This is a genomic window from Streptacidiphilus melanogenes, assembly GCF_000787835.1.
GTDB lineage: Bacteria > Actinomycetota > Actinomycetes > Streptomycetales > Streptomycetaceae > Streptacidiphilus > Streptacidiphilus melanogenes.
The window spans coordinates 12,559-25,510 of the sequence record NZ_BBPP01000070.1; the positions used below are offsets into that span (position 1 = coordinate 12,559).

The 12,952-nt window shown below is 68.4% G+C and carries 12 protein-coding genes; 5 read left to right on the top strand and 7 right to left on the bottom strand.

All coding sequences use genetic code 11. The features are described from left to right. The 5 genes from TR49_RS37305 to TR49_RS37325 all read left to right on the top strand — a co-directional run. A partial coding sequence (locus TR49_RS37305; RefSeq protein ID WP_042390382.1) for a hypothetical protein occupies positions 1-603 on the top strand: 603 nt, incomplete at its 5' end. A 52-nt stretch (positions 604-655) separates the two neighbouring features. After that, positions 656-1,249, top strand: coding sequence for a hypothetical protein (locus TR49_RS37310; RefSeq protein ID WP_042390384.1), 594 nt, complete (start codon positions 656-658; stop codon positions 1,247-1,249). Continuing rightward, on the top strand, positions 1,246-1,710 hold the full coding sequence (locus tag TR49_RS37315) for a hypothetical protein (RefSeq protein ID WP_042390386.1): 465 nt from the start codon (positions 1,246-1,248) through the stop codon (positions 1,708-1,710). The genes TR49_RS37310 and TR49_RS37315 overlap by 4 nt, the downstream gene beginning before the upstream one ends. Beyond that, the gene (locus TR49_RS37320; protein WP_042390387.1) at positions 1,707-1,970 is read left to right on the top strand and encodes a hypothetical protein; all 264 of its coding nucleotides are present in this window, start codon (positions 1,707-1,709) and stop codon (positions 1,968-1,970) included. Before TR49_RS37315 ends, TR49_RS37320 begins: the two co-directional genes overlap by 4 nt. Positions 1,971-2,686: 716 nt before the next feature. Continuing rightward, entirely contained in the window at positions 2,687-4,318 is a 1,632-nt protein-coding gene (locus TR49_RS37325) for a hypothetical protein (RefSeq protein WP_160311701.1), read from the top strand. Between the two features lie 38 nt (positions 4,319-4,356). Here TR49_RS37325 and TR49_RS37330 read toward each other — a convergent pair whose 3' ends face one another. From TR49_RS37330 to TR49_RS42195, 7 genes are all read right to left on the bottom strand, one after another. Continuing rightward, positions 4,357-8,112, bottom strand: coding sequence for a caspase, EACC1-associated type (locus TR49_RS37330; RefSeq protein WP_042390392.1), 3,756 nt, complete (start codon positions 8,110-8,112; stop codon positions 4,357-4,359). Continuing rightward, complete coding sequence (locus tag TR49_RS37335; protein WP_042390394.1) at positions 8,109-8,531, bottom strand: hypothetical protein; 423 nt, start codon at positions 8,529-8,531, stop codon at positions 8,109-8,111. The genes TR49_RS37330 and TR49_RS37335 overlap by 4 nt, the downstream gene beginning before the upstream one ends. A gap of 100 nt (positions 8,532-8,631) precedes the next feature. After that, positions 8,632-10,026, bottom strand: coding sequence for a hypothetical protein (locus TR49_RS37340; protein WP_236653708.1), 1,395 nt, complete (start codon positions 10,024-10,026; stop codon positions 8,632-8,634). Between the two features lie 212 nt (positions 10,027-10,238). Next, complete coding sequence (locus tag TR49_RS37345) at positions 10,239-12,413, bottom strand: tetratricopeptide repeat protein (RefSeq protein ID WP_042390397.1); 2,175 nt, start codon at positions 12,411-12,413, stop codon at positions 10,239-10,241. A 79-nt stretch (positions 12,414-12,492) separates the two neighbouring features. Further along, positions 12,493-12,642 (bottom strand): DUF397 domain-containing protein, encoded by a 150-nt coding sequence (locus tag TR49_RS46930; protein ID WP_369405366.1) that lies wholly within the window; start codon positions 12,640-12,642, stop codon positions 12,493-12,495. After that, positions 12,573-12,746, bottom strand: coding sequence for a DUF397 domain-containing protein (locus tag TR49_RS42190; RefSeq protein ID WP_369405367.1), 174 nt, complete (start codon positions 12,744-12,746; stop codon positions 12,573-12,575). The genes TR49_RS46930 and TR49_RS42190 overlap by 70 nt, the downstream gene beginning before the upstream one ends. 64 nt (positions 12,747-12,810) lie before the next feature. Next, positions 12,811-12,936: a DUF397 domain-containing protein gene (locus tag TR49_RS42195; protein ID WP_268874158.1), complete on the bottom strand. Its 126-nt coding sequence runs from the start codon at positions 12,934-12,936 to the stop codon at positions 12,811-12,813. Positions 12,937-12,952: the final 16 nt, after the last annotated feature.

The following is a 12,952-nucleotide window of genomic DNA, read 5'->3' on the forward strand; positions in this document are numbered from 1 at the left end:
GAATTCCTCATTCAGGGATTCTACGACCGGATGACCCGTGAGCATCTGGTCGATGCCCGGGCCCGGATGGAGGGCCGGCGGGACTTCTCCGAGCGGCTCACCATCGCGCTGGAGTCGTGGATCGACTGCGCGGCGCCGTACCACGAGTTCGCGGCGCAGTTCTTCCGGACCGCGGCGGATCCGGACAGCGCGCTGAGCCCTTTCTCCAACGAGTCCCACCCGGCCCGCGCCACGGCCGTTCAGCTCTTCCGCGAGGTGCTGGACGGCTCGGACCTCGGCCCGAAGATCGACCCGGAGCTGGACGAGCTGCTGCCCGACCTGCTCTGGCTGCACCTCATGGTCGTCGTCCTGTACTGGGTCTTCGACCGCACCGACGACACCGAGCGCACCCGTGCCTTCGTGCAGCGCTGCTCTCCGTTCGTCGCCAAGCTGGTCACCCTGTCGCGCTACCGGGTCTTCCGCCCGCTGGTCCGCGAAGCGGTGGACATGATCAAGGAATTCGTCCTGCCGACCATCGGCAAGACCACCACCGTCGCCCGTCCCACCGCCGCGAAGGCGGAGCCCGAGGGCGGCACCAAGCGCAGGCGGCGCGCCACGGACTGACCGAGCCAACAGCTCGGTCCCTCCGGCGCGGCGGCCGTCGGAGGCAAACAGGATGAGCACCAGCGAAGCGTGGCCACCACCGCCGGTCACCGGCGCCGACATGACGGACCTTCCGCTCCGCGCCCTCGGCGAGGGCTTCGGCCTCTCCCTCCTCCTCGGCCTGGCGCTGTTCGCGGTCGGGGTCCCGTTGCCGGTCAACGGCGCGCTGACGGTGTTCGCCGCGGCCGTCGCCTACGGCGTGGCGTTGGGCCGGCAGGAGCGGGCCTGCGAGCGGTGGGTCGTGGGGCTCGCCCGGACGACCACGTTCTGGTGCGTCGGCCTGCCGCTGATCTTCATCGGCCCCTCCCTGGCCTACCCGGGGGTGCTGCTGCTGGCGGCCCTGTTCTGGCTGCTGCCCCAAGCGGGACTCGGCGTGGGGGGTACGGCGCTCATCCGTCGCCGGCACTACATCGGCGGCGTGCTGCTCAAGCTGATCAGCCTCGTGCCGTACGGCCTCGGCCTGTTGGTCGTCCTCTCCATGGACTCGACGACCCCGGCCGACTGGATCGGGCTCGCGCTGGGCGTCTCCGCCGCCGGCCTGGCGCTCGGGCTGATCGCCTCGGCCGTGACGGCTCACACCGCGACGCCACTCGGCGGCGGACGATGAAGGGGAACAAGAGCCTGGCGTGGTGGGCCCTCAGAGTCACCGTCCCCCTCGCCGCCGCGGCGTCGACCACCGGATGCGCGTTGGCCGGCGTCGGCGTCGAACCGCTCGACCGACCCGTGCTGGCGAGCCTGCTCGTCGGCCACTGGACGGCCGACAGCGGGTGCCCGCGCACCACCCTGGACCTGGCCGCCGACCTCACGGGGCGGGTTCAGCGCTTCCCGGTCGACGTGTCGGCCGACGCTCTCGACGTGGGGCGCACCGTCAGCGGCGCGGTGCACTGGCACCAGGACCCGGGCCTCGGCAACGCCGACATCCCGGCCACGGCGGTCATCGAGTTGGGTACCCAGGGCTACGCGCTCGACTACGGCCGCGACCACCACGGATTCGTCCTCGTCGCCACGGTCGGCGACCCCGACGACTGCGTCGCCTGCGTCTACCACCGGACGAGGGCAGGACGATGAACCTCGGACCGTTGCTGGGGCGCGGCTGCGCCGTGGTGCTCGGAGCCTGGTTCGCGTGGACGCTGGTGATCGCCGCCTACGCCACGCTGGCGTGGCTGGCCTCGCCTGGCGTCGCCTACGTCATGATCTCGCCCGCGACGGTCCTGCTCATGATGCTGGGCTACCTGGTGGGCCCGGTCCTGGCCGGTGTCGCCTGCTCGCGCTGGATTCATGGCGGTCCGTGGCGTTGCGTCCTGCGCCCCCGGCGGGAGCCCGAGTGACCAGAACGCCGACCCGGTTGCGTACGTCGGTGCCTCCCACTGGGACCGGCAGTGATCCGCGCGCTGGGCACGTTCGTGCTGGTGTGGCTGGCGGTCCTGGTCGTCCTTCCGCTGGTACTCGGCGCCTGGGGGGTTGGCGCTGTACGTGCTGGAGTACGGCCTGATGGCCGCCGCCGTGCAACTGCCGTTGCGGGCGGTCGCCCACCAGGTCGCGAGCACGTGGTCCGGGGTGTCCTTCCGGGCTCTGGTGGCGCTGCTGGGCTGTGGCTGGTCCGTCGCGCTGTTCGTCCTCGTCGTGACCCGGCCGGTGATCGTGCCGGTCGTCCTCAACTACGGGATCCTTCTCTTCGTGGCCAGGCAGCCGAGCACACCGTGGGACCTGCACCAGCGGTCGGCCGACCGCTGTCCGCTCTGTGGCGGGCCGACGGCGATGGCCCGCGTCGAGGTCCGACCAGCCGAGGAGGGAGGCGGGTTGCGGGCGGTCCACCTCTGTGCCTCGGACCGGCACGCCAGTTGGCGCGGTGTCGACGGCTGCGGCCCGTTGCTGCCGCGGCGACTATGGCGGGGGCGCCGTCCAGGATGTCCGAGGTGTGGTGAGGCCGGATCGGCGGGCAGCGGATCCGGCACGGATGGACGGTGCGGAAATGGCTGGCGCTCCCCGGTGCTGGACAAGCAGACTGCCGACGCAGGTCGGCAGACAGTGGAGATGACGCTCAATGACCAGAGGACGGCCGAGCAACACGATTCGCGCCCGTCGCGCGTGGGCCGCACGCATGACCCGCGGATCAGAGCAGAAGGATGCCGTGATTCCCGGGACCGACTTCGATGTGTTGGTGCGGGTGTGGATATCGGTCCACCCGAGTGGAGCCAGGAAACTCGTGAAGGCATTCGAGTCGGTGGGCTGGGACTGTACGCCGGACGCCTCGATACGGGGAGCCGTCATCGGACCAGGGGAGAGCGAACTGCGTTCCCACTGGCAGGTGGACATCCCGCTCCCGGGGGCCACGGCCCGGGCTGCGGCCGAAGCTGAAAGGCGACTGAACAACCGCGCCGCCGCGTACGGGACCGCCGTGCACTGCCGGGGAGCGCGCGTGCTCGAACCGGAGGCCGTCCACGCTCTGACCTTCCGCGTGTACCACCAGCCGCCGACTCGTAGCAGCAGGTTCCTGCGGCGAATGGACGAGCTGCGTCTGAGAGTAGGCCAGTTGGACACCGGGGAGATCATCAACGCGCACTCCCTGATTCACGCGCAAGAAGAGCTGCGGCGCCGAGACGCCCTCCCTGGAGCCCCAGCACGGAGCAAGCCGGTGCAGCTCCGGCCGGTTGCTTTCACCGCCCGGTCAAACCACCCGAGCCCGGGGCGGTACGCGGTAAGGGCTGCGAAGTCGCGAGCGCTGTGGGCGGCCGTGGTTCCCTGTGCCGGCTTGTTGATGATCGTGGCCACCGAGCGTTGGTGGTCGAGCGGTTGGCTCGGCGCCGTGGGTCTGCTCCTCTTCGGCCTGGCGCTGGTGAGTGCGATCTATCCGGTACTGCGATGGGCACAGATGACACGCCAGGTCCACAACCCTCGCGGAGAGATGACCCTCGCTCTGGTCCTGGCCGCCGTCTGTGTGGGGTTCGGAGCCTGGACTGGCATCGCGAGTCACGGACGGATCGGCTGGACGCAGCTCGCAGGTTTCGGCCTCCTTGCCGTTATCGCATTCGGCCTGCGTGACCTGGTTCGGGGTGCCGGGTGGAAGCAGGTCCTCCTCGCGGCTATTCCCCTCGCGCTGTCAATGATCCCGGTCGTGACTGCGCAGATCGCTCGTCTCGGCTACGAGCAGTACCTTGCCCCCTTCGGCATGAGCGTCGACGATGTCTCCTCTTCCGGCCTTTCGCACCTGGCCCCGGCAGTAGGCCCAATTGCGGTCGGAACGCTGGGCTGCAGCATTGTGTTGGCGTACGTCGGCATCGCGCGCCGGTTCCATGTGGACCTCGGGTACCTGATCGCCGTGCCGATGGTGCTCGTGTTCGCTGCGCTGACCGTCGTGGCGGCCTTGCAGTCAGGGAGCCGGACCGGAGCCGCGGCAGTCGCGCGGGCGCGATATGACACACCGGCAGCCTGGGGAAGTCTGCAGCCGGAGTATGTGTGTGCGGAGCCCCTGTCGCCCTCCATTCCCTATCAGGGAGACCCTCTGAACACGCGGACACCACTGCTGACGTTCGATACACAGGGTGTCGAGGTCGCCCTCTGGAACCCCGTGACCAAGGCTCTGACGCGCGTTCCTACTGGGGACCTCGCCCTGCGCACCGTTGCGGGCCCAAAACAGCCCTGCACCGACTCGACCGCGGCTGCGGCCCGCAGCTGAGCGGGCAACTCGCCTAGGCATGACGGATGACCGCCTGATCAGCCTCCCGTTATGTGCTCGCTCGTTGGGCGCGGGCGTTCCGCGACGTCGAAGAGTCGCCAGGCCGGGCAGCGAACTGCCCGCGCATCGGCTTCGCCGCCCTCCAGCAGACGCAGGCGGTGCAAGCTCACTCGGAGGTGATGGGCTCCGTTGTCGCTTTCTTGCGGACCAGGGTCGAGCAGCACGGCGGTGGTGGAGCCGTCATCGTGCCGCATGACAGCATCGGCGATGTGGCCGTTGACGGTCTCGGCGAGGGCCACGTTCACGCTCGGGCGTGTAGACAGCTCCTGGTAGAGCCGCTTCAGCAGTTCAACCGGCGTGTCGGTGGTTGCGGGCGGTTCGGTCCCGGCTGCGTCCAGGAGCGTGGTGGCGACCCCGCCGCGCTTCCGCCACAGTTCCGCGTCTCCGACCACGATCAGATGCGAGCGAGCCCGGGTAATGGCGACGTTCCAGAGGTTGAGCTGGTTGTCGACCCAACTGATGGCACTGGGACTCATGCCGGTCCCGGCCACAAGAGAGAAGACCATGACGTCGCGCTCGCCGCCCTGGAAGGTGTGGACCGTCCCTACGCGGAGGCGGTCGGTTCCGTAGCCGGCGAGTTGCCTCTCAAGCTCGGTAGCCTGTGCCTTGAAGGGGGTGACGACGCCGACCGTGGCTTCCGGAGGAAGCTCGGCCAGCAAGCTGGCGACGAACCTGTCTACCTGCCGGGCTTCATCGTCGTTGACCCATGACCCGCCGTTGCGCGGTCGCGTTGCCCTCCCTGGGACGTGGGCCCAGAATATGGCGGGGCGAGGCAGGCACGGTCGGTTACGAATGTCGGTGAGGACGGTCAGTCCTCCGTCGTAGAAGAGCTCGTTCGAGACGGCCGCGATCCTCGGATGGCAGCGGAAATGCTCGTCAAGGAGCAGGCTTCCACCTGACGCGCGCTCGGCGGCATGGAAGGCCGAGTGTCGGCGATACGCCAGCCGGTGCTTCTCCAACCACGAGGACCGCAAGCCTGCAGTTCGCCGGATCAGTGCTTCGCGTTCCGGGCCGACCTTCGCGATGTGGGCGAGCTGCATGGTGTCGCCGATGATCAGGGCGCGCCGGGCCCGGAACAGGAGCGGGAGGACGTGGGGGATGGCGCACTGGCTGGCCTCGTCGATGATCACGAGGTCGAAGAGCGCGGCGTCCGGCGGGAAGCGCCTCGCTGACAGGTTCGTGACGGCCCAGCCCTTCACCGCAGGCAGCACGTCCCTCACTGCCGCCCAGTCGCTTCGTCCGCTGTCGCGTGCCGTGAGCAGTGCCGCGATTCTCTGGCGGCCGTTTCGCGCGTTGGTGCGGACCACGGCCTCAAGTAGTGCCTGGGAGGCTGCCTGAGTGCGCTGTTCGGCCTGATGGAGTCCCGCGATCAGGGTCTGATCATCGGTCCGGGTGGCGGGTGCAAGCTCTGCAAGCCACCTGGCGTGAGCGGACACGAATCCGGCAAGGGCGCGGCAGGCGACACTCGACTGATCACCTGGGTCCACGCCGACTCGGCGCAGGTAGCGCCGGCGCCTCCACTCGCCCGCGACCCGCGCTCGGGCCAGGCGGTCGGTCTTCCGCCTGACCTTTTCCAGGTCTTGTCCCGGTGCCAGGAAGTCGAGCAGTTCACTGACGGAGGTGTGTAGTTGGGCCGCATACGTCTCGCGCGATTCGCCCGCCGCGAGCAGCAGGCGTTCCGCCTCCGCGATGCGGGATAACTCCTTGCCGACGCGCGTCAAGGCGTCGCCGGCCGTGGCGGCATCGATCTTCAAAGTGGGGACGTTACTCAGTGGCGCGGGGGCCGCCCGCAGCGCTTGGAGCGCCGTGCCTTCGGCCTCGGTGTAGTCCATGGTCTTGGCCCATGCCGAGCCCGTCCGGACGACGCTGCCTGGCACGAGTCGCTCGCAGCGGCGCCAGACTTCGTCCACGGCCTCGTTGTTCGTCGAGGCGACGAGGACGGACTGGTCGTTGGCCACGGCCGTGGCGACGAGGTTCGCGACCAGCTGACTTTTTCCGGTTCCAGGAGGTCCCGTCGCGACTGTAAGGCGTCGGGTCATCGCGGACCGCAGGACGGCTTCCTGGCCGTCGTTGCACGAGAGAGGGGCGACGAGGTGTTGCGGCTCCGCCTCGGTCAGAGCAAGTGCTGAGGTGCGCTCGGCCGGGTCGGGTGACAGCGCGGCAAGGGCTGTGGACTTGATGTGGGCGGCACGGCTCTCGATGGCGCCGAGATCGTCGAGCAGCTTCTTGGTGGCCTTGGTGTCCGAGGGCGCCAGGAACAGCACCGCGGCGTTCCGGGCTCCTTGCCCTGGGGTGTCGATGTCGATGCTCTCTGCGAGCTGGTCCGGTCGAAGTTCCTGCACGCAGGGGAGCTCGAACTCCTGGGCAAGGAGGTTACGGATGTCGACCGCCATGCGGTCGTGCTGCCCGCGGTGCCAGGTGGGCTGGTAGGTCTCCGCGAGTTGAGCGGCCTCCTCCTCGCCCAGCCAGTCCCGTGCCAGACGAGGGTGCGGAAGGACAGGGCCATACGGCTTCAGGCGAGTTGCCCCGTTGTCCTGGACGAGCTCCACCCGGCGAATCAGCAGGGGCGCGAACTTGGGAGACCGCCAGGAACGCCGGCCTCGCTGGCCGTGAAGCAGGATCGCGGGGTAGCCGGCCCACAGTTCGGCGTTCTGCTCGGCGGCTGCGTCCAGGAGCGGTACTGCCTCATCGGGGAGGCTGATGCAGTTGTCGCCGTCGACGTCCCCGGACAGCAGACGTTCTGCTCCGGACAGGCATACGTAGGACGTGCCGGCTTCGTCGACGGGCATCAGGGGTGCGTCGGCCTCGTCAGACAGGATGCATTCGCGGTAGTAGCCGATGATGTCGGTCCACGACGGCTGTGACGAAACCCGCTTGGGTCCGGCTGACTTGGTGGGATGTTCAGACGGAGCCGTGGGCTTGCCGCTCAGGGGCACGAGAATCGGCGCGCTGCCGAGCGGGCAGGCGGCGAGGATGATCGTGTCGTCCACGCCCTGCGCCGACTTCACAGGTACCTGCCTGCCGTTGTCCAAACGGCGCATCCGCCGGTTGACGTACTCGAAGAGCTCGTCGACGGAGATCTCGCCCGTGCCGTCCTTGCCCACCTTTCCGGTGCGCAGGGCCTCGATCACTTCAGCAGTGAAGACAGACGGCTTGACCGCTTCCGCGCTCACCGTTCCAGCGAACGAATCCTCGCCCGCCCGCGACGAGGAGAGCACGTAGACACCGCGGCTGGTGATCGGTGCGCGCTCCTCCGACTTGGCAGCGGCGTCCTGGGCGAGTCGATTGGAGGTGCGCAGACCGACCGCGAATCCGCCGCTGCGGCAGGAGTCGAGCATGACGATCTTCTGGGGAGCCCAGCACGCTTCGAGGCGCTCGTTGACGAACCCGGCGCTGACCCCGGTCTCCTCGATGCGGTCGTAGTCCGTGTCCGTTGCCACGAAGTAGAACTCTCCGCCCGAGGCCGTTCGGCGGACGCCGTGACCGGAGATGTACAGCAGCGCCAACTCGTCCGGCTCGCAGGCTTCGAGGAACTCACTTATGGCGTCGCGCATCTCGTCGGCCGTGAGATCGGTCATGGAGTCGGCCGAGACGAAGTTGCCGATGTTGCGATGGCGCAGCACCTGCCCCAGACCCCACACGTCCGCGTGGGCGGAGGGGAGGGGGCCGAAGCGGCCGTCGTCGTGGCGCTCGTTGCCGATCAGCAGGGCGCGGCGGCGGATGAGGCGGGTCACTCCTCGCCGTCCCCTTCGCTGGGCGTCTGGGCCGAACGCATCTTTGCCAGCATCGAGTCGATGACGCGCTCATGGGCCGGATCCGGCTTGCCCGTGATGACCACGGAGTCGTCCCCGAGGGTGATCTCGACCTTGCGGTGGCGCTCCTTGGCGCACCACTCCTTGATCAGGGTGACCAGGACATTGGCTGCCGGCCGGGCTGCCGCGGCACAGGCAGCCCACAGGCTGAGGTCCCCGGAGCCGATCCCCTTGCGGCCGTCGGAGTCCGGTGCAAACCCCTCACGGAACTCGATCTCCCAGCCGTCAGCCTTCCGCAGTTCCCCCTGCAGATCCACGGTGAGCTGCTCCTGGCGCAGAGCGTCTCCCCCTGCAAGAACCTCCAGCGACAGGCGGTGGCTTTGATCGGGTGCTTCGGTCATCTTCTTCCGCCTGGTTCTCGAAGTGCGTCGCAAGGGCCTTGCCACTGCGGGTGATCTGAGCGCCTATGTCTGGTCCGATGACCGCGTGCGCGCACCGGCGTCAACTGGCCGGGGCCTTGCGAGCGCGTGTGCGCGGTTGAGGCAGAACCCGGAGGGCCAGCACGGAGCCGTCGCTGTGCACGGACACCGGCCCCCGCCAGTCCGGGTCCCACTCGACATGCTGACTGTCCGACCGGCGGGCGTGCACAAGGTGGCGGTACTCCTCCACGTTTCCCGTGGCGAGGTGACCGAGCAGAGTTGCCTCCACGCCGGAGAACGCCTCGACGCGGGTCCCGTTCAGTCGAAAGACGTGGTCAGTGCCGACGTACGGGGCGTCAAGGAGGTTCCACGCAGCATCCTGAACGCTGCCGGTTGCGGCGTGCACGGCGCCGGTGAAGCGCTGCCTGCCCTGGCGCTTAGTCAGGTACCGTGCGGTTGTCTCTCCGTCGCCCGCGAATGCTGCGATCCCGGCGGCACTGGTGCGCCCGAGAACACGTGTGAACCACGAGAAGTGCGGGGGAAGGACCTGGTAGCCGGGCTCGGGATCGCCCTCCGCGCCCTCGTCGGCAGGCGGCCGGATCCCAGGGTAGATCGCCAGCTCCTGCACCTCGTGATTCAGAGCGACCGACTCGTCGTGGGTCAGCGGCTGAAGCCAACCGCCCGTCCCCTTGGCCTGGAGCGCATGGACGGTCAGCGGCCCCTCGGTCGGGATCTCCGTGCTGAAGACCAAGGCCGGCGTCTCGTTCCAGTCCCCGATGTGCACGGCCTCGACGTGAGCGGAGGCTGATGCAAGCTGTTCGTGGGAAGTCGCAGCATCGCTGTGATTGCCCTTGCACGCAATCGGGATGACCCTGGACGCCTCCCCAGGCCGCCACACCTCCGCGAAGAACCGCGGACGATACCGCGAGCCACCGGATCGCGGACCCTTGTCCCTACCGGTCAGGGCCCAACCGGCCCGGAGCGCGGTCTCGGCGGGGACGATCGAGACGGAGTGGGTTGGGTACTGCCGACGCAGCAGCATTTCAGACAGGGTGCACGCGAAACCGAATCCGAGCTCCCGTGACTGCAGGGCTTTGTAGTATTCGGCAGCGTCGCGGCCTTCGTCCGAGAGGGCGAGGAAGGAGCCGAGGCCGCCGACAAGCGCCTGGGTGTACTTGAGGCACCCCCAGTGCTCTGCGAGCCCGCGTCCCGCACCCTGATGGGAGAGCGCCATGGCTCGGCCCAAGGAGTGCAGGACAGTCCAGGGAGCGAGTTCAAGTGTCCGATCCAGCTCCGCCTCCGGGATCGGACTGAGCGAAGGCTTGCGTCGTGGAGGGTCAGCCGCGGCCTTGCCGTCGCTCTTGGCCTTCTCCTCACGAGCCCGGTCGACTTCAGCGGCAGCCGCTTCCACGCTACCCGCCAGGCCGGCGCTGGAGTTGACCGAGATATTGGAGGAGTGCGACAGATCCTTGAGCACCTGTGCAGCCTGCTTCAATCTGACCCCCCGCAACTGTGCGACTACTAACGGCATCCGCAGCAGATAAGCACGATCAGGTGACGTGTGCAGGACACTATTCGGCCAATCTGGCACGCCCGCAGTTGAAGCAGTCTGCCCCTGAGAGGCGCAGCGGGCGTTCGGCGGGTAGTCCCGGCATTCGACGGTGCAACAGGCCTCCTGTGCGCGGCACCTCAGTGCTTTCCGGCTGCGGCTCGACATGTTGCGAGATGGTTCTGCGCAGCCGCCGTCCATGGGTGCTCAGGTCCGAGTGCGTCTTGGCGTCCCGCCAGTACGAGGGCAGCGTGTTCCTCTGCCTCGGTGGAGCGGCCGAGCGCGAGAAGCGTGCGACTCACCAGAGACCGTGCGGCCAGGGTGATCGGGTACTGGAGGCCAAAGCGCTCCTCGTGGGCAGCGAGGCTGGAATGTGCGGCGGGGAGAGCTGCTTCGTAATGTCCGGAACGGAAAAGGGCGTTGGCGTAGCTGAGCTCGGCTGACAGGCTGACCGTATGGAGTGGGCCGAGGTCCTGGACGCATCGCGCCACAAGAGCGGGGCCGTCGTTCAACGCAGCGGACAGTGTGGGCGCGGTGGCTGTTTCGAGCAGGTTTGCCTTGGCCAGCAGAGTGGACGGGTGGCTGGAGCCCAATGTTGTGGATAGCCCGGCGATGGCGCTCTCGATGAGGGGGATGCCCTCGTCGGTACGGCTGAGAAGACAGAGCGGCACGCCGAGTCCGAGAAGGCTTTCGAGGGTGTCGGGCGCATGCGGGCCGAGGGTGTGCTGGAACTGCTCCAGTACCCGTCGATTGACTGCCACGGATTCCTCGAGACGGCCGAGCCGCTGGAGGGCTCGGCCGACGCGCTGATCGAGCCGGAGCACGGCAGGGTGATCGTCGGGTAGCAGCAGCCGGATGAGGGCTGTGGCGTCAGTGGCGAGGTTCAGCGCGGACAGGTAGTCGCCGCTGCGGTGCAGCCCGAGGACCAGTCGGAAGGCGACCGTGGCAGCGGCCTCTATGGTGTGATCCTGGACGCCGCCCCAACTGGAGAGGCGACGGAGCAGCGCGAGGACATGCGGCACGAGCAGGGTCAGCCGGGGATCGGCGGGGGAGCGCTCGGGGACTTCGGGGAGCGGGGCTGTCAGGAGCGATGCAGCGAGGCGGCCGAGGAAGTCGTGCTGGTCGGGTGGTGTGCTCCAGGCAACGGCGTCGAGAAGAAGGCGGTGTGTCTGCAGGCAACGCGGCGCGCCCGGGATCAGGTTGGTGAGCGACTGGTCGAGCAGGCCGCGCAGGGCGGTCTCCAGATCGTCCGGTGCTGCGGTGGGGTCCAGTCGGGCGCCGGCGAGGAGCGATAGCGGCAGGGGGTCGCTGGACCAGCAGGCCAGCAGCCGCAGCAGCGTGCCTGCGGAGTCGACCCCTTGGCGGGCAAGGGCGTCGAGATTCAGCTGCCAGGTCCGGCTGACGAGGTGCCGGGCCTCGGGGGCGGTGTCTGCGCCTCGGTCGAGTAGGTCGATCTGTGTCCCGTGGGCCGAGGCGTCCAGATGGTCCCGGTAGTCGCTCAGTTTCCAAGGAGAGATGATCTGATTGGCGAGGTAGCCGCCGGCAAGGGTGAGGGCGAGCGGGAGTCGTCCCAGACGTTCCGCCACGGCCGTGGCTTCCTCAATGCCGCCTGCGTGGGGCGCGAGGTCGCACAGGACCTGCGCGGCGGCCCAGCCGGGGAGCATTCCCACCTGGTGCAGTTCGGCTCCAGGCCACCAGCGGGTCGCCGCCTGGCGAGTGGTCACCACGACGATGCCGCGCGGGCTGGACCGCAGCCAGGTGCCGTTGCGCAGGGTCGCCGGATCGTCTGCGTTGTCGAGCACCAGCAGCCAAGGGTGCTCGGAGCGATCGAGCAGACCCCAGACCAGGTCGGCCCCGGGCAGCAGTCCTCTGCGCACGTTGGACAGCTTCTCCTCGCCGGCGCCTCGGTCCGCCCCTACGGCGAGCATCCCCGCCCGGAGGGAGGAGTCGTCGGAGGCGTTGACCCAGAATCCGATCCGTTCGCCGGTTGAGGTGGCCTCCTGGAACAGCGTGTGAGCGACCGCTGTCTTCCCGCAGCCTCCGAGCCCGTGGAGCACGAAGACCTGGCCGCCCGCGACCTGACCCCCGGATCCGGCCTGAAGCGCGGCGCGCAGGTGAGCCATGAGCTCTTCCCGATCCCGCAGACGGACTGGGGTCCTTCCGATTGCGGGATGTCGTACGGAGTCCGGCCCAGGCGCGGTGAGGGGATCGGCGAAGCCGAGATAGACGGATGCGGCTGTGATGTTGTGCTGGTCCCCGGATGCCTGGAACACCTGCCCGTGGCCCTCGGCGCGGCCCTCGTTGCTGTTGCTCATTGGACCCTCGTCGGGGACAGCGGAGTCACGCTTGTCATGTTCGCTCCTCGGGCGGGGACGGCTCCGGCCGAGGAGCGCGTCACCGGATGCTCGGTGCTGTCGTGACGGGAGGGGGCACGTTTGCGTCGATGTGGATGAGGGTGCCCTCGCACAGGCAGGTCAGGAAGTCAGTCCAGGTTGCTGCTGAAAATCGGAGGATCGCACCATCTGGATCCTTCGAGTCGCGCACGTACACACTTTCGAGCGGGGGGGGGTGTTGACCTCCACACACTCGTTCCCGGAGTCGCTGTGGCTGCTCTTGCGCCATCCCTGAGCGGCCAGGTGTTCGAGCATGGCGTCCTTCTTCGTCGACTAGAAACAGGCTGAGCACCTTGCCAGTTGGACTGGGGCGTCCGCGCTACGACTGGAAGGTGTCCGTGTCCGGGGGAGTGATCTCGCCGCGTCGTATCGCGTCCACGAAACTGGACCATGCCTCGGCTTGGAAGTTGATCACTGGACCGGCCGGGTTCTTGGAGTCACGGATGGGCGCGAGTCCTCGC

Excerpts from the sequence above, each read along its gene's own strand:
- TR49_RS37310 (WP_042390384.1), top strand. The coding sequence starts at position 656 with ATGAGCACCAGCGAAGCGTGGCCACCACCGCCGGTCACCGGCGCCGAC.
- TR49_RS37315 (WP_042390386.1), top strand. The coding sequence starts at position 1,246 with ATGAAGGGGAACAAGAGCCTGGCGTGGTGGGCCCTCAGAGTCACCGTC.
- TR49_RS37320 (WP_042390387.1), top strand. The coding sequence starts at position 1,707 with ATGAACCTCGGACCGTTGCTGGGGCGCGGCTGCGCCGTGGTGCTCGGA.
- TR49_RS37325 (WP_160311701.1), top strand. The coding sequence starts at position 2,687 with ATGACCAGAGGACGGCCGAGCAACACGATTCGCGCCCGTCGCGCGTGG.
- TR49_RS37335 (WP_042390394.1), bottom strand. The coding sequence starts at position 8,531 with ATGACCGAAGCACCCGATCAAAGCCACCGCCTGTCGCTGGAGGTTCTT.
- TR49_RS37345 (WP_042390397.1), bottom strand. The coding sequence starts at position 12,413 with ATGAGCAACAGCAACGAGGGCCGCGCCGAGGGCCACGGGCAGGTGTTC.
- TR49_RS42190 (WP_369405367.1), bottom strand. The coding sequence starts at position 12,746 with ATGCTCGAACACCTGGCCGCTCAGGGATGGCGCAAGAGCAGCCACAGC.